The sequence below is a fragment of the Leifsonia sp. HAY1-4F genome (assembly GCF_056755275.1).
In genome coordinates this window covers 1-22,270 of sequence record NZ_JBNDHX010000061.1, presented here as the reverse complement: position 1 = coordinate 22,270, position 22,270 = coordinate 1, and the positions used below count along the sequence as shown (strand labels likewise).

Genomic DNA, 22,270 nt, shown 5'->3' with positions numbered 1-22,270 from the left:
AGACGACCTCCGCCATGGAGGCCTGGAAGAAGAACGTGAGGAAGGTACCGGACAGCAGGATGACGATGAAGCTGTACAGCGCGATCTCGCCGAGGAGGAAGGACCAGTGGTCGGGGAAGATCTTCCGGCCGAACTCCTTGACTGCCCCGGAGATGCTGGTGCGGTCTTCGAGATAGTTCGCGGCCGCTGCCGTGAACCCTCCCGAGGAGGCCGTCTTCGTTGCCGCGGGTGCGGCGGTGGTGGTACTCAATGGCGCTCCCAGAAGCTCGGGCCGACGGGCTCGTGGAAGTCGCTGCGGGCGACCAGGTAGCCATCGGCGTCGACGGTGATCGGCAGCTGCGGCAGTGGCCGCTTCGCCGGTCCGAAGATGACCTGCGCTTCGTGCGTGATGTCGAACTGCGACTGGTGGCACGGGCAGAGCAGGTGGTGGGTCTGCTGCTCGTAGAGCGCCACCGGGCACCCGACGTGCGTGCAGATCTTGGAATAGGCGACGATGCCGTCGTAGTTCCAGGTCTCGCGGCCCTTGGAGACGTGCAGGTCCTCGGGCTTGAGGCGCATGAGCAGCACGGCGGCCTTGGCCTTCTGCTCGAGCATGTCGTCCGCCTCGAGGAGGCCCTCCGGGATGACATGGAATGCGCTGCCGAGCGTCACATCCGACGCCTTGATCGGCGTGCCGCTGGGGTCGCGGGTCAGGCGGACGCCCTTGGCCCACATGGTCTGGGAGAGCGCCTCCACCGGGTCGCCGTTCTGGGGCGCGAGACCGCGGAACAGGACGACTGCCGGGAGGGGGAACGCGATGAGCGCCCCGATGAGGCTGTTGCGCACCAGGGTGCGGCGGTTGAAGCCGGACTCCTCGTCGGCCTGACGGAAGATCTCCGCGGCGCGCAGCGTCGTGGCCTCGCTCCCGCGAACCGGGTGGCGGAGGTCGACGCCTTCCTTCTCGTGCATGAGCGCCTTGCCCCAGTGGACAGCGCCGATGCCGATGGCGAGGAGGGCGAGCGCGCCGCCGAGGCCGATGAACAAGGTGTTCAGGCGGACCGACCCGGGGTCGCTGTCGACGATCGGGAACGCCAGGTAGGCGGCGACCGCCCACACGGAACCCGCGATCGACAGGTAGAAGAGCGTGTAGACCGTGCGCTCGGCGCGCCGCTCCTTCCGCGGGTCGAGGTCGGTGACGCGCGGCCGGTGCGGCGGGAACCCGGGGTTCTCGACAGCGTCGCGGATGATCACCGCCGTCCCGGGGTCGCCGGTCCGGTGCTCCTCAGCAGACGAACTGGCGGGCGTCAGCTCGTGACCGCCGTTCTCGTCCTGTGCCATTGCTCTCCTTCTTACGCTGTGTCGTGCCTGGTGCCGGCTGATTGCCCGAAGGGCTAATTGGATTTCGCCGTGATCCACACGGTGAGGGCGACGATCGCGCCCAGACCGAAGATCCAGAGGAACAGGCCCTCGGCCACCGGGCCGAGCGAACCGAGTTCGAAGCCGCCCGGGGACGGGTTGTTCTGGATGTACTTCAGGTACGTGATGATGTCGGCCTTGCCCTGGGGCGAGATGTTCAGATCGTTGAACACCGGCATGTTCTGCGGGCCGGTGATCATGGCCTCGTAGATGTGCTGGGCGCTGACACCGGTCAGCGGCGGGGCGTACTTGCCCTCGGTCAGCGCGCCGCCGGCGCCGGCGACGTTGTGGCACATCGCGCAGTTGATGCGGAACAACTCGGCTCCGCGGGCGGCGTCACCCTTGCCGTCGAGGTACTTCTGCTCCGGGATGGAGGGACCGGGCGCCAGAGAGGCGACGTAGGCCGCCAGCGCCTTGACCTGGTCGTCGGTGAACTGGACCGGCTTCTCCTGCGCCTGCGGGCCCTGCATCTGCATGGGCATGCGGCCGGTGCCGACCTGGAAGTCGACGGCGGCCGCGCCGACGCCGATCAGGCTGGGCGCGACGGACGTGCCCTGGGCCTGGAGGCCGTGGCAGGTGGCGCAGTTCGACTCGAAGAGCTTCTTGCCTTCGTCGACCGAGCTCTGGCTCGTGGCGGCGGCCGGCTCGTCGGCGGATGCCGTGGTGGTCGTGAACGCGGCGTACGCGCCGCCGGTCAGGCCGAGGCCGATGGCGAGGAGCGCGACGGTGGCCAGCGGGTGACGACGACCGGCCTTCCGTGCTGTCTTGCTCGAGCGGACCGGCGCTGCCGTGCTGCGGTTTTTCGGACGCATGGGGTGAAGAACGCTCCTGTTCACTATCGGATGAGGTAGATGACCGCGAACAGGGCGATCCACACCACGTCGACGAAGTGCCAGTAATAGGAGACGACGATCGCGCTGGTCGCCTCCTTGTGGCCGAAGATCTTGACCGCGAACACGCGGCCGATGACGAGGAGGAAGGCGAAGAGGCCGCCCGTGACGTGCAGGGCGTGGAAGCCGGTCGTCAGGTAGAAGGCCGAGCCGTATGCGTTGCCGCTGAGGGCGATGCCCTCGGAGACGAGCGTCGCGTACTCGAGCACCTGGCCCGACACGAAGACCGCGCCCATGAGGTAGGTCAGCGTGAACCACTCGACCATGCCCCAGCGCCAGAACTGCAGCCGGCTGCCCACCCGCCGCGGCTGCATGCGCTCGGCAGCGAAGACGCCGAACTGGCACGTGACCGAGCTGAGGACCAGGACGATCGTGTTCGTCAGCGCGTACGGGACGTTGAGGTGCTGCGTCTCGGCGGCCCACAGCTGCGGCGATGTCGACTTCAGGGTGAAGTAGATCGCGAACAGGCCCGCGAAGAACATCACCTCCGAGCCGAGCCACACGATCGTGCCGACAGCCACGACATTGGGCCGGTTGATCGCCGGCGCACTGACTGAGGGGGCCAGTCCTGATGAATTGAGGGAGGTGCTCGTCACGTAACCCATTATGGCTGAAAAGAACCCATGGTTTTCCCACCCAAGGGGCTTGAATCCGTCCGATTTCCGGTTAAGACCGGCTCAGTGGCCGCCGGATCGGCGGCTCTCGCCGTGGCGTGTCGCCCGCCGATAGGATCGCTTCATGTCCCACACGCAGTCCTGGTCGTCCGTGCTGACCGCTCTCCTGGCCGGAGAGCACCTGAGCGTGGCGGACGCGGCGTGGGCCATGGACCAGGTGATGACCGGCGAGTCGACGGATGCGCAGCTGGCCGCCTTCCTCATCGCTCTGCGCGCCAAGGGCGAGACCGTGGACGAGATCGTCGGCTTCCGCGACGCGATCCTCGAGCACGCCGTCCCGCTGCCCGTCGATCCGATGGCGCTGGACATCGTCGGGACCGGCGGCGACCGGTTCGGGACCGTGAACGTGTCGACCACGGCCTCCATCGTCGCTGCGGCGGCCGGAGTCCCCGTCATCAAGCACGGGAACAAGGCAGCGAGCTCGTCGTCCGGCTCGTCGGACGTGCTGGCGGCGCTCGGCATCGACCTCACGCTCTCCGCCGAGCGCGTGGCGCAGGTGCTGGAAAAGGTGGGGATCACCTTCGCCTACGCCAGCGCCTTCCACCCGGGATTCGGCAATGCCGGGCCGGTGCGGGCGCAACTCGGCGTGCCGACCGTCTTCAACTACCTCGGGCCGCTGTGCAACCCGGCGAGGCCCGAGGCGTCGGCGGTCGGCGTGGCGGCGCTCGACCGCATCCCGCTCATCGTCGGCGTGTTCCAGACCCGCGGCGCGACAGCGCTGGTCTTCCGCGGCGACGACGGGCTCGACGAGCTGTCGACCACCGGTCACAGCCACGTCTGGGAGGTCTCCCGGGGCCTCGTCACCGAGCACGACATCGACCCGCGCGAGCTGGGCATCCCGCGCGCCCGGATCGAGGACCTGCTCGGGAAGGACGCCGCGTACAACGCGGCGGTCGTGCGTGCCGTGCTGGCGGGGCAAGAAGGTCCCGTCCGCGACATCGTCCTGCTCAACGCGGCGGCCGGGCTCGTTTCCTTCGAGCTCGCGTCCGACCCGTCGAGGGTCCAGGAGTCCATCCTGGACCGGTTCCGTTCGCAAATGGCGGTCGCGGCCCACGCGATCGACTCCGGGGCTGCGGCCGCGAAGCTCGACGACTGGGTGGCTGCGACGCACTGACGCGGTGGAGGCATCCACCGGAATGGAAGGAGAGGTTTCGATGAAGAAACTCATCAACGACGTTCCCGACGTCGTCACCGAGTCCCTTGCCGGCTTCGGCCGGGCCCACGCCGACATCGTCCGGGTGTCCCAGGATCCGAAGTTCGTGGCGCGAGCCGACGGCCCCGTGCGGGGGAAGGTGGGCCTCGTCAGCGGTGGTGGCAGCGGCCACGAGCCGCTTCACGCGGGCTTCGTCGGCAAGGGGATGCTGGATGCGGCCGTTCCGGGCGAGGTGTTCACCTCGCCGACGCCGATCCCGATCGTCGAGGCCACCAAGGCCGCGGACGGCGGAGCCGGCGTCCTCCACATCGTCAAGAACTACACGGGCGACGTGCTCAACTTCGAGACGGCGGCAGACCTGGTCGGCGCCGAAGGCATCACGGTGCGCTCGGTGATCACCAACGATGACGTCGCGGTGCAGGACTCCCTCTACACCGCCGGCCGCCGAGGTGTCGCCGGGACCGTGCTGGTCGAGAAGATCGCCGGCGCCTCGGCCGACCGGGGCGACGACCTCGACACGGTGACCGCCATCGGGGAGCGGGTCAACGCGAACGTCCGCTCGATCGGGCTCGCGCTGACCGACGGCACCGTCCCGCACGCCGGACAGCCCGGCTTCGTGCTGCCGGAGGACGAGATCGAGTTCGGTGTGGGCATCCACGGCGAGCCCGGTCGCGAGCGGATCAAGCTCGAGCCGGCCGACCGCCTGGTGGACCGGATGATGGATGCGATCCTCGGCGACCTGTCGTTCGACGGTTCGCCGGTCCTGCTGTTCGTGAACGGGATGGGCGGCACGCCGCTGTCGGAGCTCTACATCCTGTTCCGCCGGGCGGCAGAGATCCTGGATGAGCGCGGCATCACCCTGAGCCGCTCGCTCGTGGGCAGCTATGTCACGTCGCTGGAGATGCAGGGCGCATCCATCTCTCTGCTCAAGCTGGACGACGAGTTCACGGCGCTCTGGGATGCACCGGTCCACACCGCCGCCCTGCGCTGGGGCGTCTGAGCCGCGGCGGTACGCGCTGACGGACGTGACACCGAGACCGAGAACGAGGAGGAGGCGTCGATGACGCTGGACACGAACTGGATCCGGACGTGGATCGCCGCGGCCGCCGCATCCATCGGCGAGCACAAGCAGGAGCTGAACACGCTCGACCGGGAGATCGGCGATGGCGACCACGGCGAGAACATGGACCGCGGGATGCGCGCGTCCGTGGACGCGCTCGGCAAGCTGGCGGACGACGCGACGCCGAAGGATGCGCTGCGCTCGGTGGCCATGACCCTGATCTCGACGGTCGGAGGCGCGTCCGGCCCGCTGTACGGGACGGCGTTCCTGAAGGCGGCGGACCCGGTCGGCGATTCCCGCGCGATCGACGAGAAGGAGCTCGTGGCGGCGCTCGCTGCGGCGCGTGACGGCATCGTGTCCCGGGGCAAGGCGGAGCCGGGCGACAAGACCATGATCGACGCCTGGACGCCCGCGGTCGATGCTGCCTCCGCCGCGCAGGAGTCCGGGGCGTCGGCCTCGGGCATCCTGACGGCGGCAGCGGAGGCGGCAGAGAAGGGCGCCGAGGCGACCGAGCCGCTCGTCGCCCGCAAGGGCCGAGCGAGCTACCTCGGCGAACGGTCGGCAGGGCACCGCGACCCGGGCGCGCAGTCCACAGCGCTGCTGCTGCGCGCGGCGGCGGAAGCGGCCGGGGCGTCCGGAGCGGCCGGAGCGTCCGAATCGGCTGGAGCGGCCGGATGACCGGCACCGTCGGCATCGTCTTCGTCTCGCACAGTTCGCAGATCGCGGCCGGGATGGTGGAGCTCGCGCGTCAGATGGCGGGATCCGTCCGGCTGGTGGCCGCGGGCGGCACGGACGACGACGGGATCGGGACCAGCTTCGCGAAGGTGATGTCCGGTGTGTCCGAGGCGGACGGCGGCGAGGGGGTCGTGGTCGTCAGCGACCTCGGCTCGGCGCTGCTGACCGCCGAGACGGTGCTCGACATGCTGGATGAGGAGCAGCGCTCGCGCGTCCGCGTCGTCGATGTGCCGTTCGTCGAGGGCGGTGTCGCTGCTGCCGTCGCTGCGGAGTCGGGCGGGTCTCTGGATGCGGTCGTCGCAGCCGCCGAGGGAGCGGTGGATGCGTGGGCCGCGAAGGCTCCGGCAGAGGTGGCCGAGGCGTCCTCCGACGCCGGCGGTCCCTACGAGCGCGAGGTCCTGGTCCGCAATCCGGAGGGACTGCACGCCCGCCCCGCGGCCGAGTTCGTCAAGCTGGCCAACACGTTCCCGTCGAAGGTGACCGTCAACGGCAAGGACGCGAAGAGCCTCCTCGGCATCATGTCCCTGGGGCTGACCGCCGGTTCGACCGCACGGATCGCGTCCGTCGATCCCGGCGGGCGCCCCGCCGTCGATGCGCTGGCCGATCTCGTGGACACCGGCTTCGGCGAGGTCTGACCGACCCGTCCGCCCGGACTCAGGAGCTTGCGGACCCGGAGGCGGGGATCGCGGGGAGCGGGAGGAACATCTCGCGCTCGAGGGCGGTGCGGTCGAGCGGGTAGGGCTGCGTGCGCCCGGTGAAGGCGAAGCCACGGCGCAGGTAGGCGCGGATCGCCGGCGCGTTGTCCTCGTGCACGTCCAGCAGCAGGCGCTCGCCGCGACCCTGCGCCCAGGCGATCACGGCGTCGAGGAGCGCGTCCGTCATCCCGTGCTCGCGGCCCCGCCAGGCAGGCGTCACGTAGACGCCGACGAGGTAGGGGTCGTGGGCGTTCGCGGACTGGTATCCGCCCATGCTGCCGAGCCAGCGTCCGTCCTCGGCCACAGCGGCGAACAGACGGTTCGTCGCCACCGAATTGGAGGCGCGCCTGCGCCAGTGCTCGTCGGGATGCGCGCGGGCTTGCTCGATCGTCTCCAGGAACGCGATGGGCGCGTCCTGGAGCATCTCGAAGCGCAGGGCCTGGTACGCCGGCCAGTCCTCCTCGACGCTGGCGCGGACGACCCACCGCGTCATCCGGTCAGTCCCGATCGGCGAGCAGGGTCTCGGCCTCGGCGAGCAGGATCGCCGTGCAGAGGCCGTCGAGCGCGGTCGTCAGCTCGCTGAGGGGCGGGAACGTCGGCGCGATGCGGATGTTCGCGTCGCGCGGGTCGTCGCCGTACGGGAACGTCGCCCCGGCCGGAGTGACCGCGATCCCGGCCTCTTTCGCCAGCTGGACCGCACGCTTCGCCGCGCCGTCGACGATGTCGAGGCTGACGAAGTAGCCGCCCCGCGGCGCCGTCCACGACCCGCCGCCCCACGGCGCCAGACGTTCGCGGAACGCCGCGTCGACCGCGGCGAACTTCGGAGCCAGGATGGCGCGGTGCTTCTCCATGTGGGCGGCGAGGCCCTCCGCATCCCGCAGCAGCTCGACGTGGCGGAGCTGGTTCAGCTTGTCCGGGCCGATGCTCTGTGCAGAGAGGTTGTGCAGCATCCACTGGATGTTCGTGGGGGAGGCGCCGAAGAACGCCACGCCGGCGCCCGGGTAGGTCACCTTCGAGGTGGAGGCGAAGACCAGCGGGCGGTCCGGGTTGCCGGCCTCGGCGGCCAGTGCCAGGACGTCGATCGGCTCCGGACGTTCGTCGGTGAGGTGATGGACGGCGTACGCGTTGTCCCAGATGAGGCGGAAGTCCGGTGCAGCGGGCAGCGAGACGAGCGCCCGGACGACCTCCTCGGTGTACTCGGCGCCGCTCGGGTTGGAGTACACGGGGACGCAGAACATCCCACGGATGCTGTCGTCGGATGCCAGCAGCGAGGCGACGGCCTCGATGTCGGGTCCGTTGTCGTCGCTGGGCACCGGGATCAGCCGGATGCCGAGGCGTTCGGCGATGGTGAAGTGCCGGTCGTAGCCCGGAACCGGCGCCAGGAAGCTGATCGGACGGCCCGCCCAGGGAAGATCGGCGCCGGGGACGCCGTGCAGCAGCGCGAACGCGATCGTGTCGTGCATCAGCGTCAGGCTCGAGTTGCCGAGCGCGAGCAACTGCTCCACCGGGATGCGCAGCGCGTCCGAGAAGATCGCTCGCAGCTCCGGAAGCCCACTCGCACCGCCGTAGTTGCGCAGGTCTGTGCCCGCGGCATCCCGGAAGCGGCCGTCGGGCAGGTGCAGCAGATCGTTCGACAGGTCCAGCTGCTCGGCCGACGGCTTGCCACGCGTCAGGTCGAGCTTCAGACCGGCGGCCTTCAGCTCGTCGTAGGCGCGGGCGAAGGCGGCGTGCGCCTCACGCAAGGAGTCGGTGTCGAGGTCGGCAAGCGGAGAGGGCGAGAGCGTTGCTGAGGTCACGTGAACGATCGTACCGGCGTGCTGGAGCCTGCGCCCAGCGGACATGTGCGAACATCCCGAGTGTGACCGAAGAACTGCAGAAGGGACGCGGACGTTCCCGCGTCAGGATGGGCGTCGCGCTGGGGGCGGGGGTGGTCGTCACCGTGGTGGACGGCCTCGTGGACGACTGGCACTATTCGGTCATCGCCGGCTGGGCCGCGGCGTGCCTGGTCTACGTCGTCTGGGCGTGGGCGTCCGTGTGGCGGATGGATGCGGCAGGGACCGAGAGCCATGCGACGCTCGAGGACCCGGGCCGCCGCGTCTCCGACATCGTGCTGCTGCTGGCGTCGAGCGCGAGCGTCGCGGCGATCGTCTACATCCTGGTGGACGCCCGGCACCTCCACGGCGGCGCGCAGCTGGGCGTCGCTCTGCTGTCTGTGGTCAGCATCGCGCTCTCCTGGACGCTCGTGCACACTCTCTACGCGCTCCGCTACGCCCGCATGTACTACCGGAAGGGCGGCGGCATCGACTTCAACCAGAAGGAGCCGCCGCGGTACAGCGACTTCGCCTACCTCTCCTTCACGCTCGGAATGACGTTCCAGGTCTCCGACACGAACATCACGAGCTCGTACATCCGCCGGACGATCCTCCGGCACACGCTGCTGTCCTACTTGTTCGGCACCGTCATCGTCGCGGCCACGGTGAACCTGGTGGCCGGGCTGACCTCCTAGGGCTGCGGCGGGGCAGTGCGGTGGACAGCGACCGGGCCCGTCAGCGGGTGTAGGTGACGAAGCGGTAGCGCATCCCGTTCGATCCGGTCAGCCACTCGCCCGCATCCGCCGTCCACTCGGGCCCGACCTCGGGTGCGCGCGTGTCGCCCGCGACGTCCAGGTCGAGCTCGGTCACCTCGAGGCGGTCGGCCACGCCCAGGGTCTGGCGGTAGAGCTCCGCGCCGCCCATGACCCACACCGTGGAGGCGTCTCCCGCGGCACCGAGCGCCGCGTCGATGGAGTGCGTCACGCGCGCGCCCGGGGAAGCCCATCCCTCCTGGCGGGTGACGACGATGTTGTCGCGGCCGGGGAGCGGCCGGTACCGCTCGGGGAGCGATTCCCAGGTGCGCCGGCCCATGATCACGGGGTCGGTGCCGGTGAGGGCGCGGAAGTGACGGAGGTCCTCCGTCAGGTGCCACGGCATGACGCCGTCCACGCCGATGACCCGGTCGTGGGCCTGCGCCCAGATCAGCGCGACGGTCATACGGCGACGGCGGCGCGGATGGCGGGGTGGTGCTGGTAGTCCTCGACGGCGAAGTCCTCGAAGCGGTAGTCGAAGATGCTGTCGGGCTTCCGGGTGAAGCGGAGCCGCGGCGCCGGATAGGGGTCGCGCGTCAGCTGCTCGTTCACCTGCTCCACGTGGTTGTCATAGATATGCACGTCCCCGCCGGTCCAGACGAACTCGCCCGACTCCAGCCCCCCCTGCTGGGCGACCATCATGGTCAGCAGGGCGTAGCTGGCGATGTTGAACGGCACGCCGAGGAACATGTCCGCGCTGCGCTGGTAGAGCTGGCAGGAGAGCCGGCCGTCGGCGACGTAGAACTGGAAGAACGCGTGGCAGGGCGCGAGCGCCATGTCGGGGATCTCGGCGACGTTCCAGGCGGAGACGATGATCCGGCGCGAGTCGGGGTCGCTGCGGAGGGTGTCGACGACCTGCTGGATCTGGTCGATGTGCCGGCCGTCGGGTGCCGGCCAGGAGCGCCACTGCACGCCGTAGACCGGGCCGAGCTCGCCATCCTCGTCGGCCCACTCGTCCCAGATGGTGACGCCGTTCTCGCGCAGCCAGCCCACGTTGCTCTCGCCGCGCAGGAACCAGAGCAGCTCGTAGGCGATCGACTTGAAATGGACGCGCTTGGTCGTGATGAGCGGGAAGCCGTCGGCCAGGTCGAAGCGGAGCTGCCGGCCGAAGACGCTGCGCGTCCCGGTGCCGGTCCGGTCGGATTTGTGGGTGCCGTTCGCGAGGACGTCGCGCAGGAGGTCCTCGTACGGGGTTGCGATTCCGCTCACAGTCCGATGCTACTTGGCACATCGGCTCGCCAGGCGGATCCCTCTGCTGCCGGGTCACGGCGCGTCGTAGTCTGGGCGTCATGGACCCCGAGGCGCGCGGCGAGCGGCACAGCGACGACGAGCTGGCGAGCGCGCTCGAGGAGGAGGTGGCGCGGATCACCTCGGCCATCCCGATCATCGTGCAGCGGGATGCGGTGGGGCGTCACTCGGCGGCTTCTGCGGGTTCTGCCGGTTCTGCCGGTTCTGCCGGTTCTGCGCGGGAGCGGGTCAGCTTCGACGAGCTGCCGGCTCGGCCCGGACCGAGCGGGCCGGAGCCGACTTTCAGCCCGTGGGTCGCGACTGCGGCCATCCCGGTGCAGAAGGCGGAATCCGGGGACGCGCCGGCTCCTGCAGCTGCGCCGGCTCCTGCGGCTGCGCCGGCCGCTGAGCGTGCGCCCGCTCCAGAGCCCACTGCGCGGGAGGACACCCCAGGCGATGCCGTCCGACCGCCGACCTTTCAGCCGGTGAATCGGGCCGAGCCTCTGGGGTTCGTCCCGGAGGATGTCGCACCGCGTGATTCGCAGCCGATCCCCGTCCTGGCTGTTCCCGGTCCCCAGACGCGGCCGGAGACGCAGACGCAGCCGGAGACGAACCCGGATCCGAACCCGCCGACGCCGGTACTGAGCACAGCATCCAGCAACACCGGCTCCGCCCCGCTGCCGACGCCGCGCACCGGGGTCGCTCCGACTCTGGCGACGGGACACCGCGCCGCCCTGCGCCTGTTCGTCCCCGAGGCGGCCGACCTCGAACCGACTCCGCTCGAGCAACGGGTGGGGCGCGCGTCCCGGATGTTCTGGCTCTGGTTCGCCGGAACCTCCTCCCTCATCAGTGTGGGCGTGGGTGCGACGCTGTTCGTTCTCGGGCTCAGCCTGCGTCAGCTCCTCGTCGCGACGCTCGTGGGAGTGGCCCTGTCGTTCCTGCCGCTGGGGCTGGCGACGCTCGCCGGCAAGTGGAGCGGGCAGCCGACCCTCGTCGTGTCGCGCGCCACCTTCGGGATGCTGGGCAACCTCGTGCCGACGGTGATCGCCCTCGTCGTCAAGCTGTTCTGGGGTGCTGTGCTGTTGTGGCTTGCCGGCTCAGCGGCCGGCTCGCTCACGACCGCCGAGAACTGGCCGGGGAGTCCCGTCGCGGCGACCTCTGGGGCGCTCGCCGTCACCATCCTGGTCGCCGTCGCTGTCGCCTACTTCGGGTATGCGCTCCTGACGCGCGTCCAGCTGATCCTGACGATCGTCTCCGCCGTCCTGATCGCGCTGATGGTCACGGCGACCTGGCGGCTCGTCGACGTGGGGCGGGCGCTGGCCGTTCCGGACGCGCTCTGGACGCACGTGGCCACCGGAGCGGTGCTGGTCTTCAGCTATGTGGGGCTGGCCTGGGCGATGAGCAGCGCGGAGGTCGCACGCTATCAGCGGCCGCGATCGTCCGGGGCAGCGGCGATGCTGTGGGCGACCTTCGGCGCGGGCGTCCCGCCGTTCGTGCTCGTCTCCTACGGCGGTCTGCTCGCGGCGTCCCATCCTGAGCTCGCGGGCGAGCTGGCCCGCGATCCGGTGGCGGGCCTGGTGGGGCTGGGGCTCCCGGCCTGGTACCCGATTCCGCTGCTGCTGGCCGTCGGGCTGTCCCTGATCTCCGCTCTCGTCCTGACCGTGTACTCGGCCGGCTTCACGGTGGATGCACTGGGCGTGCGGCTCGGACGACGGTGGAGCACCCTCCTCGCGGGCGGGGCGATCGCGCTCGCCGGAGGTGTCCTCGCCGCTACGGTGACCGACCTGGACTCGGTCATCCGCGGGGTCCCGACGGCGCTCTCGGTGCCCGTGGCGGCGTGGGTCGGAGTGTTCTCGGGGGAGATGATGCTGCGAACCAGGCGGTTCCACCAGCCATCGCTCGTGACGCGCGGCGGCATCTACCCGGACTGGCGCTGGACCAACCTCGGCCTGCTGGTCGGCGCAACGGTGATCGGTCTGGGGACGGTCAGCTCGCCCCTGCCGTGGCTGGCGTGGGAGGGCTACCTGTTCCGGCTGGTGGGGATCGATCCGCACGTGGGGATCGGCGCGAGCAACATCGGCGTGGTGATCGCGCTGGTGATCGGGTTCTTCGGTGTGCTGGTGAGCGCGGTCTCCGCCGTGCGCGAGCAGGAGCTCGCGGTCGCCTGACCTGCAGGGTCGGGGCGGGAGTGCATCCCGTAGGCTGAACGACGTGCCGAACACCCTCTCCTCCGTCCGCGACTCCGTCGAGCAGCTCTGGCCGCTCGCCGGTGCCGAGAGCTGGGACGCACCCGGTCTCGTCACGGGCGATCCGGGCGCGGCGGTCGAGCGCATCCTGCTCGCCGTCGACGCGGTCGGGGCGACGGTCGACGAGGCGGTCGAACTGTCCGCCGACCTGCTGATCGCGCACCATCCGCTCCTCCTGCGCGGCGTCACGAGCATCGCGGAGGACCGCTACAAGGGTGCGCTGCTCGCCCGGCTGATCCGCGGCGGCGTCGCGCTGTACGCCGCGCACACCACGGCCGATGTGGTGGCCGACGGCACGAGCGACGTGCTCGCCGCGCGCCTGGGACTGCACGACACGCGTCCCATCGCGCCCTCGCCGGACGGCGTCACGGGCATCGGACGGGTCGGCGACCTGCCCCAGCCCACGACCCTCGGGCAACTGGCGCGTGCGCTCGCCGAGATCCTCCCGCCGACCGCCGGCGGTGTCCGCGCGGCCGGCGACTACCAGCAGCCGGTCACCCGCGTCGCCGTGTGCGGAGGAGCGGGGGACTCCCTGCTCGCCACCGAGGCCGTGCGCGAAGCCGACGTCTACATCACCGCGGACCTCCGGCACCATCCCGCCTCCGAAGCGCGCGAGCAGGCTGCAGTCGGCGGCGGTCCCGCTCTCCTCGATGTGTCCCATTGGGCGAGTGAATGGCTCTGGCTCGACACCGCTGCCGCGCAGCTGCGTACGGCCCTGCCCGGCGTGGAGGTCGTCGTCAGCGAGCTGCGGACGGACCCCTGGGATTTCGCCATCCTGCAATGACCACCATTACGTAAGGAAGCACCGCACCGTGAAAGCCAGCCACGCCGACCAGACCGAGCTCCTGCGCCTCCAGGCCGCTGACACGCGGCTGGCGCAGCTCGCGCACGCCGCGAAGAACCTGCCGCAGGCCGTCGAGCTCGCGAAGCTCCAGCCCGAGGTGGATGCGCTGCGCGCCCGCTGGATCTCCGCCACCGGTGAGCTGGAGGACGCGCGCGCCGAGCTCAAGCGCATCGAGTCGGACGTCGAGATCGTCGAGGCGCGAGCCAAGCGCGACTCCGACCGGGTGCAGCAGAGCGCCTCCATGAAAGACGTGCAGGCGCTCGAGCAGGAGCTCGCTTCGCTGACCAAGCGCAAGAACGACCTCGAGGAGATCGAGCTCACGGTCATGGAGCGGGTCGAGGGCCTGGAGCAGGCGCTCGCCGCAGTGGAGGCCGAGCGGGCCGAGCTGAGCGCCCGCGTCGAGGTTCTGGAGGCGCAGCGCGACGAGGAGGCGGCGAAGCTGGAGGCGCAGCGGAAGGCGCTCGTCGCCGACCGCTCCACCATCGCGGGCGCTCTGCCGTCCGACCTGATCGAACTGTACGAACGCCAGCGCGCCCGTTACGGGATCGGTGCGGCCGCCCTCATCCGCGGCGTGTCGATGGGCTCGAACGTCTCGCTGACCGAGTCGGATCTCGCGGACATCCGTCGCGCGGCGGCCGACGAGGTCGTGCTCTGCCCGGACAGCGGGGCCATCCTGGTCCGTGGAGAAGACTCCGGCCTCTGATCCGTGCGCGAGGGCGTCGCAGCCGCCTGCGCTATCGTTGAGGCCGGAATGGGTCGGCAAGACGGTCGCGTCGGTCCGCGAGAGCGGGCCGCCGAGGAACGTCCGGGCTCCGCAGAGCAGGGCGGTGGGTAACACCCACCCGGGGCAACCCGCGAGAAAGTGCAACAGAAAGCAGACCGCCGCAGGCCTCGGCCTGAGGTAAGGGTGAAACGGTGGTGTAAGAGACCACCAGCGGCCGGGGTGACCCGGCCGGCTGGGTAAACCTCGCCCGGAGCAAGGTCGGACAGGGGACCATGAGGCTGCTCGTCTCGTCCCCGGGTAGACCGCTGGAGGGCGGCGGCAACGTCGTCCCGAGATAGATGGCCGTCCGCGGTGCAGCGCACCGTGACAGAACCCGGCGTATCAGCCGGCCCATTCCCTTTCCCACACCTTCCCACCGTGGAAGTCGAAGGAGATTCGAACGAACCGCGTTCGAATCTCCTTCAGTACTGCCATTCGAAGGAGATTCGGCACCCGATCTCCTTCGAAACGCAGCGCGGTGCGGCGCCGCGCGGACTAGCGCGCGGGCGCGACCGCCGGCGTGTCGTCGGGCGTGCCGACCTCCGCGGTCCGCCCGCGCTCGCCGCGCTCACGACGCTCGTCGCGCACGGCCAGGGCCGCCGCGCCCAGGATGCCCGCGTTGTTGCGGTGCACGGCCGGGACGATCGGCGTCTTCAGGTCGAGCAGCGGCAGGAAGTCCTCGTAGTGCTTGGAGACGCCGCCGCCCACGATGAAGAGGTCCGGGGTGAAGAGGAACTCGACCGTCGTGTAGTACTTCTGCAGGCGCTTCGCCCACTTCTCCCAGCTGAGGTCGTCGCGCTCCTTCGCCGAGTAGGCCGCCCGCGACTCCGCGTCGTGCCCGTCGACCTCCAGGTGGCCGAGCTCGGCGTTCGGGATGAGGATGCCGTCGTAGATGAGTGCGGAGCCGATGCCCGTGCCCAGCGTCGTCATGATGACCAGGCCGTCCTTGCCCTTGGCCGCGCCGAACCGCGTCTCGGCGTAGCCCGCCGCATCCGCATCGTTGACGAAGTGGATGTCGCGGCCGAGCGACTTCTCGAAGAGGTCCTCGGCGCGCAGGTCGATCCAGTCCTTCGAGACGTTCGCGGCCGAGAGCGTGACGCCGTGGCTGACGATGGCGGGGAAGCAGATGCCGACGGGGGCATCCGGCTCCTCCTTCGCGAGCTGGTCGACGATCTGCTTCGTGATCTCGACGATGTCGTCCGGCTTGCCGCCGGCCGGTGTCGGCAGCTTCACCCGGTCGCTGAGGAGCTCGCCGGTCGTCAGATCGACCAGGCCCCCCTTGATTCCCGTTCCGCCGATGTCGATGCCGATCGCGTGCTTCTGCGTCATGCGTCGAATCTACCGCGCCTCCACGGAGGACGGGATCGCCGCACAGCGCTCAGGGAAGCGTGAGGACCTCGGCGCCGCGTTCGGTGACCACGAGAGTGTGCTCGAACTGGGCGGTGAGGCTGCGGTCGCGCGTGACCACGGTCCAGTCGTCCGCCCACATCTCCCACTCGTGCGTACCGAGGGTGAGCATCGGCTCGATGGTGAACACCATCCCGGGCACCATCACGTCGTCGAAGGCGGGCGACGCGTCGTAGTGCGGGATGATCAGGCCCGAGTGGAACGCGGCACCCACACCGTGACCGGTGAAATCACGGACCACGCCGTAGCCGAACCGCTTGGCGTAGGACTCGATCGCCCGTCCGATCACATTCACCTGCCGGCCGGGGGCGACGGCCTTGATGCCGCGGTTCAGCGCCTCCCGCGTCCGCTCGACCAGCTGGCTGACCTCGTCGGAGGCGGTCCCGGCGATGAAGGTCTGGTTGCTGTCGCCGTGGAAACCGTTCTTGTACGCTGTGATGTCGATGTTGACGATGTCGCCGTCCTCCAGCACCGTGTCGTCGGGGATGCCGTGGCAGATCACCTCGTTCACCGAGCTGCAGATCGACTTCGGGTAGCCGCGGTAGCCGAGCGTCGAGGGATAGGCGCCGGCCGCCAGCAGGAACTCGTGCCCGATCGCATCCAGCTCCTCGGTGGTGACGCCCGGGCGGACCGCCTGGCCGACCAGCTCGATGGCCTGCGCAGCGATCCGGCCGGCCTCGCGGATGAGCTCCACCTCGTCCGGGGTGTAGACGTCGCCGCGCGTGTGGGGTGCGGGTCCCGGCCGCCCCACGTACTCGGGGCGGACGATCCGGCTGGGGACCGGACGCATCGGGCTCACTCGGCCGGGGACCAGGTGACCGGCGGAATCCTTGGGCATACCATCAACTCTATGACGAGCGACGAGTACGGCATCAAGCAGGATGCTGAGCACAAGTATTGGTACAACATGAAGACCGGCGAGGTCGAGCAGGGCTTCCTGTCGCCCGCGCCGAACCGTGTCGGCCCGTTCGACACCCGCGAGGAGGCGGAGCACGCGCTCGAGAAGCTGCGCGAGAACTCTGCCAAGTGGGCGGAGGAGGACGCCGCCGACAACCGCTGACGCGCCGGCGGCCGACGCCGGCGTCAGAAGCTGTGCTCCGAGGTCGGGAACGAACCGGCCTGGACGTCCGCCTTGTACGCGCGGGCAGCGTCGGCGAGCACCGTCTTCAGGTCGGCGTACTGCTTCACGAAGCGCGGGACGCGACCGGTCGTGAAGCCGGCCCAGTCCGTCCACACCAGCAGCTGTCCATCCACATCCGGCCCGGCGCCAACGCCGATGGTCGGGATGCGCAGCTCGGCCGTGACGCGCTTGGCCACCTCCGCCGGCACCATCTCGAGCACGACGGCGAAGGCCCCGGCGTCTTCGACCGCGTGCGCGTCGGCGAGCAGCTGGTCCGCCGCATCCCCGCGGCCCTGCACCAGGTGACCGCCGAGCCCGTGCTCGCTCTGGGGCGTGAAGCCGACGTGCGCCATCACCGGGATGCCCGCATCCACGATGCGCCGGATCTGCTCGGCGCTGCGACGCCCGCCCTCGAGCTTGACCGCGTGGGCGCCGGTCTCCTTCATGAACCGCACTGCGGTGTGCAGGGCCTCCAGCGGCCCGGTCTCGTAGGAGCCGAACGGCATGTCGGCGACCACGAACGCGCGCTTCACGGCACGAGCCACCGCGCGGGTGAGCGGGATGAGGTCGTCGACCGTCACGGGAAGGGTGGTGTCGTACCCGAGCACGTTGTTCGCGGCGGAGTCCCCGACGAGCAGGAAGTCGATGCCCGCTTCGTCGAAGATCTGCGCGGTGAGCATGTCGTAGCTCGTCAGCCCGGTGAACGGCGACCGTTCCTCCTTCGCCGCCTGGAAGTGGCGCGTGCGCACCCGCTTCAGCGCTTGCATGGACGAGGTGGCGGGATGGACGGAGGGCACCGGCGACTGCTCAGTCATGCGGCCAGTCTAGGACGGTGATTCGTCACGAATGTCGCGTTCCGCTCGGGTGAAGCGACGATTCGTGACGAAAGTCCGCCTGCCCCAGCCCGCCACGATTCGGCCGGGGCTCTCACCCACTAGTCTGGGATCGGCCGAGGAAAGGGGCAGGATGGACAAGCAGCGCGACTTCGTTCTTCGTACGATCGAGGAGCGTGGCGTCAAGTTCGTGAGGCTCTGGTTCACCGATGTCGTCGGCACGCTGAAGTCCGTCGCCATCGCGCCCGCCGAGGTCGAGGGAGCCTTCAGCGAGGGTCTGGGCTTCGACGGCTCCGCGATCGAGGGCCTGACGCGCGCCTACGAGTCCGACCTGCTCGCGCTGCCCGATGCGACCACGTTCCAGATCCTCCCGTGGCGCGGCGAGATCGATCCGACCGCCCGGATGTTCTGCGACATCACGACGCCGGACGGCCAGCCCTCGGTCTCCGACCCGCGCAACGTGCTCAAGCGCACGCTCGAGAAGGCGGCCGACCGCGGCTTCACCTTCTACACGCATCCCGAGATCGAGTTCTACCTGCTGAAGTCGTCCCAGTTCGGCACGGAAGGCCCGGAGCCTGTGGATTCCGCCGGTTACTTCGACAACGTCCCGGGCGGCACGGCGCACGACTTCCGCCGTCGCTCCGTCCGCATGCTCGAGGACCTCGGCATCTCGGTCGAGTTCAGCCACCACGAGGCGGGCCCCGGACAGAACGAGATCGACCTCCGCTACGCCGACGCACTGACGACGGCGGACAACATCATGACGTTCCGCACGGTCATCAAGGAGGTCGCGATCGAGCAGGGCGTGTACGCGACGTTCATGCCGAAGCCCCTGTCGGGTCACCCGGGTTCGGGGATGCACACCCACATGTCCCTGTTCGAGGGCGACACGAACGCGTTCTTCGAGCCGGGCGCCCAGTACCAGCTCTCGAAGATCGGCCGGCACTTCATCGCCGGTCTCCTGCGCCACGCACCCGAGATCACCGCGGTCACGAACCAGTTCGTGAACTCGTACAAGCGCCTCTGGGGCGGGGACGAAGCCCCGAGCTTCGTCTGCTGGGGTCACAACAACCGCTCCGCGCTGGTCCGCGTCCCGCTGTACAAGCCGAGCAAGGGCCAGAGCTCGCGCGTCGAGTACCGTGCGATCGACTCGGCGGCGAACCCGTACCTGGCGTTCTCGCTGCTCCTCGCCGCCGGGCTCAAGGGGATCGAGAACCAGTACGAGCTCCCGCCGGAGGCCGAGGACAACGTCTGGGGCATGTCCGACGCCGAGCGCCGCGCCCTGGGGTACAACCAGCTCCCCGCGAGCCTCGACCACGCCATCTCCCTGATGGAGGAGTCGGAGCTCGTCGCCGAGACGCTGGGCGAGCAGGTCTTCAACTACGTCCTGCTCAACAAGCGCAAGGAGTGGGCGGAGTACCGGGCGCAGGTCACCCCCTACGAGTTGCTGACCAACCTCGAGATCCTCTGACCGTTCGTCGTGACGCGACAGCAGCTCTCCCTCACGTCCCTGGCGCGCGCCGGGTTCGTGGGGCTGAGCTCTGTTCGCGACGAGCTGGATGAGCTCGCCGACCGGACGGGGCTGGACGCCGAGGCGCTCATCGCCGCCCTCTCCGTCGCGGCGGATCCCGACGCAGCGCTGTCGTGGGCGCTCCGCCTGCTGCGACAGGCGCCCGCGCAGGCGACCGCCGCCTTCGGGTCCGAGGAGAACGCCCGGCGCCTGTTCCGGGTGATCGGCGCCTCCGAGGGCGTGGCCGAGTTCTTCCTCCGCCAGCCCGCCCAGCTGGATGCGCTCGCCGCCCCCGTGAGCGGCCTTCCCACTCTCGACGTGCTGCGCGCCGACCTGATGGATTCGGTGTCCGCCGTCGACGGGGTCGCCCGCGACGACGACGAGGCGGCCTGGGCCGCTCTGCGCATCCGCTACCGCCGCCGGCTGGTGCAGCTGGCGAGCTTCGACCTGGAGCAGCCGGACCCCGTCGACGGATTCGACGCGGTCGCGGTGACCCTCTCCGACCTCGCGGCGGCCGCGCTGGAGGCCTCCCTCGCCGTCGCCCGGCGGATGACGATCGGTACCGGCCCCGGCCGCTTCCCCGAGGCGCAGGTCCGTGCCACACCGCTGGCGATCATCGGGATGGGCAAGGCCGGGGCCCGCGAGCTCAACTACCTCAGCGACGTCGACGTGATCTTCGTGACGGAGGGAGCCGAGGAGGCCGGACTCGAGCCCGGCCGGGCCGTGGACATCGCGACGCGCCTGGCGATGCTGACGATGCGCGGCATCCACGAGCCCGCCATCGAGCCGGGGCTCTGGGAGGTCGACCCGAACCTGCGGCCCGAGGGCAAGGACGGCGCGCTCGTCCGCACCCTCGACTCGCACCTCGCCTACTACGACCGCTGGGCCCGGGGGTGGGAGTTCCAGGCGCTCCTGAAGGCGCGGCCCCTCGCCGGCGACCTCGCCCTGGGGGAGCGCTACGTCGCTGCGCTCGCCCCGAAGGTCTGGAGCAGCGCCTCCCGCGAGAACTTCGTCGAGTCCGTCCAGAGGATGCGCGAGCGCGTCACCGAGAACATCCCGGACGACGAGGTCCACTACCAGCTGAAGCTCGGCCCCGGAGGCTTGCGCGACGTCGAGTTCACCGTCCAGCTGCTGCAGCTCGTCCACGGGCAGACCGACGACCAGGTGCGCCAGCGGGACACCCTCGGTGCCTTGGCCGCGCTGGCCGCCCAGGGCTACATCGGGCGTGAGGAGTCCGCGACGTTCTCGCGCGACTACCGCGCGCTGCGGCTCATGGAGCACCGGCTTCAGCTGCGCCGGCTGAGCCGCACGCACCTCATGCCGCGCGATGAGGCCGACGTCCGCATCCTCGCCCGCGCGACCGGCCTCGCGCCGAACGCGGGCGAGCTGATGACGCAGTGGAACGAGATCAAGCACCGCGTGCGCGGCCTGCACGAGCGGTTGTTCTACCGTCCGCTGCTGAGCGCGGTCGCCAGCACGTCCTCCGAGGACGCGCGGCTCGCCGGGGGAGCGGGCCTCACCAGCGCCCAGGCGGAGGCGCGACTCGCGGCGATCGGATTCCGGGACCCGCGTGGCGCGCTCGCCCACATCGCAGCCGTCACCTCGGGCGTCTCGCGCCGCGCGGCCATCCAGCGCCACCTGCTCCCGGTGATGCTCCAGTGGTTCGCCGACGGTCCCGACCCGGACTATGGACTCCTGACCTTCCGCCGCCTCAGCGAGGAGCTCGGGAGCACGCACTGGTACCTGAGGATGCTGCGCGACTCCACCGGCGCCGCCGAGAGGCTGACGCGGGTGCTGTCCGGCTCGCGCTTCGCCGGAGAGCTGCTCGGCCGCATCCCCGAATCCGTCGCCTGGCTGGAGTCGGAGGACGAGCTGCGGCCGCGGGCCGCCTCCCTGTTGCAGGAGGAGACCGCGGCGATCCTCGCCCGGCACGAGTCCGCCGATACCGCTGCGGCGGCCCTGCGTGCCGTGCGCCGGCGCGAGATCCTGCGGCTCGCGCTCTCCGGCATCCTCGGCTTCGCCACTATCGAAGAGTTGGCGCACGGACTCACCGACGTCACCGAGAACCTCATCGCCGGAGTCCTGCAAGCGATCCGCATGGCCCGGGGCGACGCCGGCGCCCTGGAGTTCGCCGTCATCGGGATGGGGCGCTTCGGGGGCCGGGAGCTCGGCTTCGGGTCGGACGCCGACGTCATGTACGTCTTCCGTCCGCGGGCCGCCGGACGGGAGCCTGCTGGAGCCGACGCCGGGGAGCAGGACGCGGCCGGGCAGCAGGCGGCGAACCGCAGTGCGCTCGCGATCGTCTCCGAGCTGAACCGGCTCACCGAGGACAACCGCCTCCCGCTCGACCTCGACATCGGCCTGCGCCCGGAGGGGAAGAACGGGCCGCCGGTCCGATCCCTGGAGTCCTACCGGGCCTACTACGCGCGGTGGTCGCTCACCTGGGAGGCGCAGGCTCTGCTGCGCGCCCGGGGCTTCGCCGGGGACGCCGGCCTCCTCGCCGACTTCGAACAGCTCGCCGACGAGGTGCGCTACCCGAGCAGCATCGGCGAGCAGGCCGTGCGCGAGGTGAAGCGCATCAAAGCGCGCGTCGAGAACGAGCGGCTCCCGCAGGGTGCCGACCCGTCACGCCACCTCAAACTGGGGCGCGGCTCGCTGAGCGACGTCGAGTGGTTCGTCCAGCTCATCCAGCTCGAGCACGCCGCCCGGATCCCCGAGCTCAGGACCACCTCCACTCTGGATGCGCTGGCCGCCGCCGCCGAGCACGGCTTCGTCTCGGCCGAAGACGCCGCCCGGCTGCGCGATGCGTGGCTGTTCGCCTCCCGGACCCGCTCCGCCATGACCCTCTGGGCCGACAAGACGGCCGATGTGCTTCCCTCCGACCGCGGCGCCCTGGACGGGGTGGCGCGCCTCATGGAGTACCCGCCGGGTTCCGCCAGCCGGCTCGAGGAGGACTACCTCGCCGTGACGCGCCGTGCCCGCCAGGTCTTCGAGCGTTCCTTCTACGGCCTCCCGCAGCGCCCCGCTCCCACCGGCTGACCCCGGCGTCCCCGCACCCCTGTCTCTTATACACATCTGACGCTGCCGACGACGGA

The 22,270-nt window shown here is 70.3% G+C and carries 21 protein-coding genes, 1 other RNA gene and 1 pseudogene; 12 read left to right on the top strand and 11 right to left on the bottom strand.

Annotated features, from left to right (window positions below):
- From ACPYOG_RS12520 to ctaE, 4 genes and pseudogenes are all read right to left on the bottom strand, one after another.
- A pseudogene (locus ACPYOG_RS12520) lies at positions 1–250 on the bottom strand (cytochrome bc1 complex cytochrome b subunit); the annotation flags it as partial.
- Positions 247–1,317, bottom strand: a complete 1,071-nt coding sequence (gene qcrA, locus ACPYOG_RS12515) for a cytochrome bc1 complex Rieske iron-sulfur subunit (RefSeq protein WP_481294525.1) — start codon at positions 1,315–1,317, stop codon at positions 247–249. The pseudogene ACPYOG_RS12520 and the gene qcrA, both read right to left, overlap by 4 nt.
- Positions 1,318–1,370: 53 nt before the next feature.
- Positions 1,371–2,207 carry a cytochrome bc1 complex diheme cytochrome c subunit gene (qcrC, locus tag ACPYOG_RS12510; RefSeq protein ID WP_481294524.1) on the bottom strand — a complete coding sequence of 279 codons (837 nt, stop codon included), beginning with the start codon at positions 2,205–2,207 and terminating at the stop codon, positions 1,371–1,373.
- 23 nt (positions 2,208–2,230) lie between these two features.
- A complete protein-coding gene (gene ctaE / locus ACPYOG_RS12505; protein ID WP_481294523.1) occupies positions 2,231–2,890 on the bottom strand; it encodes an aa3-type cytochrome oxidase subunit III in 660 nt (219 codons plus the stop codon).
- A gap of 133 nt (positions 2,891–3,023) precedes the next feature.
- Here ctaE and trpD point away from each other — a divergent pair, with 133 nt between their 5' ends.
- The 4 genes from trpD to dhaM are packed head-to-tail and all read left to right on the top strand — an operon-like array spanning position 3,024 to position 6,542.
- Positions 3,024–4,073 carry an anthranilate phosphoribosyltransferase gene (trpD, locus tag ACPYOG_RS12500; RefSeq protein ID WP_481294522.1) on the top strand — a complete coding sequence of 350 codons (1,050 nt, stop codon included), beginning with the start codon at positions 3,024–3,026 and terminating at the stop codon, positions 4,071–4,073.
- Between the two features lie 40 nt (positions 4,074–4,113).
- Positions 4,114–5,112, top strand: coding sequence for a dihydroxyacetone kinase subunit DhaK (gene dhaK / locus ACPYOG_RS12495; protein ID WP_481294521.1), 999 nt, complete (start codon positions 4,114–4,116; stop codon positions 5,110–5,112).
- 60 nt (positions 5,113–5,172) lie between these two features.
- On the top strand, positions 5,173–5,850 hold the full coding sequence (dhaL, locus tag ACPYOG_RS12490) for a dihydroxyacetone kinase subunit DhaL (RefSeq protein ID WP_481294520.1): 678 nt from the start codon (positions 5,173–5,175) through the stop codon (positions 5,848–5,850).
- On the top strand, positions 5,847–6,542 hold the full coding sequence (gene dhaM, locus ACPYOG_RS12485; RefSeq protein WP_481294519.1) for a dihydroxyacetone kinase phosphoryl donor subunit DhaM: 696 nt from the start codon (positions 5,847–5,849) through the stop codon (positions 6,540–6,542). Before dhaL ends, dhaM begins: the two co-directional genes overlap by 4 nt.
- A gap of 19 nt (positions 6,543–6,561) precedes the next feature.
- Here dhaM and ACPYOG_RS12480 read toward each other — a convergent pair whose 3' ends face one another.
- Both ACPYOG_RS12480 and ACPYOG_RS12475 read right to left on the bottom strand, forming a co-directional pair.
- Positions 6,562–7,095, bottom strand: a complete 534-nt coding sequence (locus ACPYOG_RS12480) for a GNAT family N-acetyltransferase (RefSeq protein ID WP_481294518.1) — start codon at positions 7,093–7,095, stop codon at positions 6,562–6,564.
- Positions 7,096–7,099: 4 nt separating this feature from the next.
- Complete coding sequence (locus ACPYOG_RS12475) at positions 7,100–8,398, bottom strand: aspartate aminotransferase type Ic (RefSeq protein WP_481294517.1); 1,299 nt, start codon at positions 8,396–8,398, stop codon at positions 7,100–7,102.
- A 62-nt stretch (positions 8,399–8,460) separates the two neighbouring features.
- On the opposite strand from ACPYOG_RS12475, the gene ACPYOG_RS12470 reads away from it, so the two are divergent.
- On the top strand, positions 8,461–9,108 hold the full coding sequence (locus ACPYOG_RS12470) for a DUF1345 domain-containing protein (RefSeq protein ID WP_481294516.1): 648 nt from the start codon (positions 8,461–8,463) through the stop codon (positions 9,106–9,108).
- A gap of 40 nt (positions 9,109–9,148) precedes the next feature.
- On the opposite strand, the gene ACPYOG_RS12465 is transcribed toward ACPYOG_RS12470, so the two are convergent.
- Both ACPYOG_RS12465 and ACPYOG_RS12460 read right to left on the bottom strand, forming a co-directional pair.
- The gene (locus ACPYOG_RS12465) at positions 9,149–9,631 is read right to left on the bottom strand and encodes a dihydrofolate reductase (protein WP_481294515.1); all 483 of its coding nucleotides are present in this window, start codon (positions 9,629–9,631) and stop codon (positions 9,149–9,151) included.
- Positions 9,628–10,434: a thymidylate synthase gene (locus tag ACPYOG_RS12460; RefSeq protein WP_481294514.1), complete on the bottom strand. Its 807-nt coding sequence runs from the start codon at positions 10,432–10,434 to the stop codon at positions 9,628–9,630. The genes ACPYOG_RS12465 and ACPYOG_RS12460 overlap by 4 nt, the downstream gene beginning before the upstream one ends.
- Before the next feature lie 80 nt (positions 10,435–10,514).
- Between ACPYOG_RS12460 and ACPYOG_RS12455 the strand changes: the two genes are divergently transcribed.
- The 4 genes from ACPYOG_RS12455 to rnpB all read left to right on the top strand — a co-directional run bounded on the left by ACPYOG_RS12455 (position 10,515) and on the right by rnpB (position 14,663).
- Complete coding sequence (locus ACPYOG_RS12455; protein WP_481294513.1) at positions 10,515–12,620, top strand: purine-cytosine permease family protein; 2,106 nt, start codon at positions 10,515–10,517, stop codon at positions 12,618–12,620.
- Between the two features lie 43 nt (positions 12,621–12,663).
- Positions 12,664–13,482 (top strand): Nif3-like dinuclear metal center hexameric protein, encoded by an 819-nt coding sequence (locus tag ACPYOG_RS12450; RefSeq protein ID WP_481294512.1) that lies wholly within the window; start codon positions 12,664–12,666, stop codon positions 13,480–13,482.
- 28 nt (positions 13,483–13,510) lie between these two features.
- Entirely contained in the window at positions 13,511–14,245 is a 735-nt protein-coding gene (locus ACPYOG_RS12445) for a zinc ribbon domain-containing protein (RefSeq protein WP_481294511.1), read from the top strand.
- Between the two features lie 49 nt (positions 14,246–14,294).
- An RNA gene (gene rnpB / locus ACPYOG_RS12440) (RNase P RNA component class A) lies at positions 14,295–14,663 on the top strand.
- A gap of 137 nt (positions 14,664–14,800) precedes the next feature.
- Here the strand turns inward: rnpB and ppgK are convergent.
- Positions 14,801–15,634 carry a polyphosphate--glucose phosphotransferase gene (gene ppgK, locus ACPYOG_RS12435; protein WP_481294510.1) on the bottom strand — a complete coding sequence of 278 codons (834 nt, stop codon included), beginning with the start codon at positions 15,632–15,634 and terminating at the stop codon, positions 14,801–14,803.
- 49 nt (positions 15,635–15,683) lie between these two features.
- Positions 15,684–16,550, bottom strand: coding sequence for a type I methionyl aminopeptidase (gene map / locus ACPYOG_RS12430; RefSeq protein ID WP_481294509.1), 867 nt, complete (start codon positions 16,548–16,550; stop codon positions 15,684–15,686).
- A gap of 12 nt (positions 16,551–16,562) precedes the next feature.
- On the opposite strand from map, the gene ACPYOG_RS12425 reads away from it, so the two are divergent.
- Positions 16,563–16,772 (top strand): SPOR domain-containing protein, encoded by a 210-nt coding sequence (locus ACPYOG_RS12425; protein WP_285116406.1) that lies wholly within the window; start codon positions 16,563–16,565, stop codon positions 16,770–16,772.
- A gap of 23 nt (positions 16,773–16,795) precedes the next feature.
- Here ACPYOG_RS12425 and panB read toward each other — a convergent pair whose 3' ends face one another.
- Positions 16,796–17,647 (bottom strand): 3-methyl-2-oxobutanoate hydroxymethyltransferase, encoded by an 852-nt coding sequence (gene panB, locus ACPYOG_RS12420; RefSeq protein WP_090038526.1) that lies wholly within the window; start codon positions 17,645–17,647, stop codon positions 16,796–16,798.
- A gap of 151 nt (positions 17,648–17,798) precedes the next feature.
- Here panB and glnA point away from each other — a divergent pair, with 151 nt between their 5' ends.
- Positions 17,799–19,136, top strand: a complete 1,338-nt coding sequence (gene glnA, locus ACPYOG_RS12415) for a type I glutamate--ammonia ligase (RefSeq protein WP_090038524.1) — start codon at positions 17,799–17,801, stop codon at positions 19,134–19,136.
- Positions 19,137–19,145: 9 nt separating this feature from the next.
- Entirely contained in the window at positions 19,146–22,214 is a 3,069-nt protein-coding gene (locus tag ACPYOG_RS12410) for a bifunctional [glutamine synthetase] adenylyltransferase/[glutamine synthetase]-adenylyl-L-tyrosine phosphorylase (RefSeq protein ID WP_481294508.1), read from the top strand.
- The last annotated feature ends 56 nt before the right edge of the window (positions 22,215–22,270 follow it).

Coding starts and splice junctions, on each gene's coding strand:
- qcrA (WP_481294525.1), bottom strand. CDS start 1,317: ATGGCACAGGACGAGAACGGCGGTCACGAGCTGACGCCCGCCAGTTCG.
- qcrC (WP_481294524.1), bottom strand. CDS start 2,207: ATGCGTCCGAAAAACCGCAGCACGGCAGCGCCGGTCCGCTCGAGCAAG.
- ctaE (WP_481294523.1), bottom strand. CDS start 2,890: ATGGGTTACGTGACGAGCACCTCCCTCAATTCATCAGGACTGGCCCCC.
- trpD (WP_481294522.1), top strand. CDS start 3,024: ATGTCCCACACGCAGTCCTGGTCGTCCGTGCTGACCGCTCTCCTGGCC.
- dhaK (WP_481294521.1), top strand. CDS start 4,114: ATGAAGAAACTCATCAACGACGTTCCCGACGTCGTCACCGAGTCCCTT.
- dhaL (WP_481294520.1), top strand. CDS start 5,173: ATGACGCTGGACACGAACTGGATCCGGACGTGGATCGCCGCGGCCGCC.
- dhaM (WP_481294519.1), top strand. CDS start 5,847: ATGACCGGCACCGTCGGCATCGTCTTCGTCTCGCACAGTTCGCAGATC.
- ACPYOG_RS12480 (WP_481294518.1), bottom strand. CDS start 7,095: ATGACGCGGTGGGTCGTCCGCGCCAGCGTCGAGGAGGACTGGCCGGCG.
- ACPYOG_RS12465 (WP_481294515.1), bottom strand. CDS start 9,631: ATGACCGTCGCGCTGATCTGGGCGCAGGCCCACGACCGGGTCATCGGC.
- ACPYOG_RS12455 (WP_481294513.1), top strand. CDS start 10,515: ATGGACCCCGAGGCGCGCGGCGAGCGGCACAGCGACGACGAGCTGGCG.
- ppgK (WP_481294510.1), bottom strand. CDS start 15,634: ATGACGCAGAAGCACGCGATCGGCATCGACATCGGCGGAACGGGAATC.
- map (WP_481294509.1), bottom strand. CDS start 16,550: ATGCCCAAGGATTCCGCCGGTCACCTGGTCCCCGGCCGAGTGAGCCCG.
- ACPYOG_RS12425 (WP_285116406.1), top strand. CDS start 16,563: ATGACGAGCGACGAGTACGGCATCAAGCAGGATGCTGAGCACAAGTAT.
- panB (WP_090038526.1), bottom strand. CDS start 17,647: ATGACTGAGCAGTCGCCGGTGCCCTCCGTCCATCCCGCCACCTCGTCC.
- glnA (WP_090038524.1), top strand. CDS start 17,799: ATGGACAAGCAGCGCGACTTCGTTCTTCGTACGATCGAGGAGCGTGGC.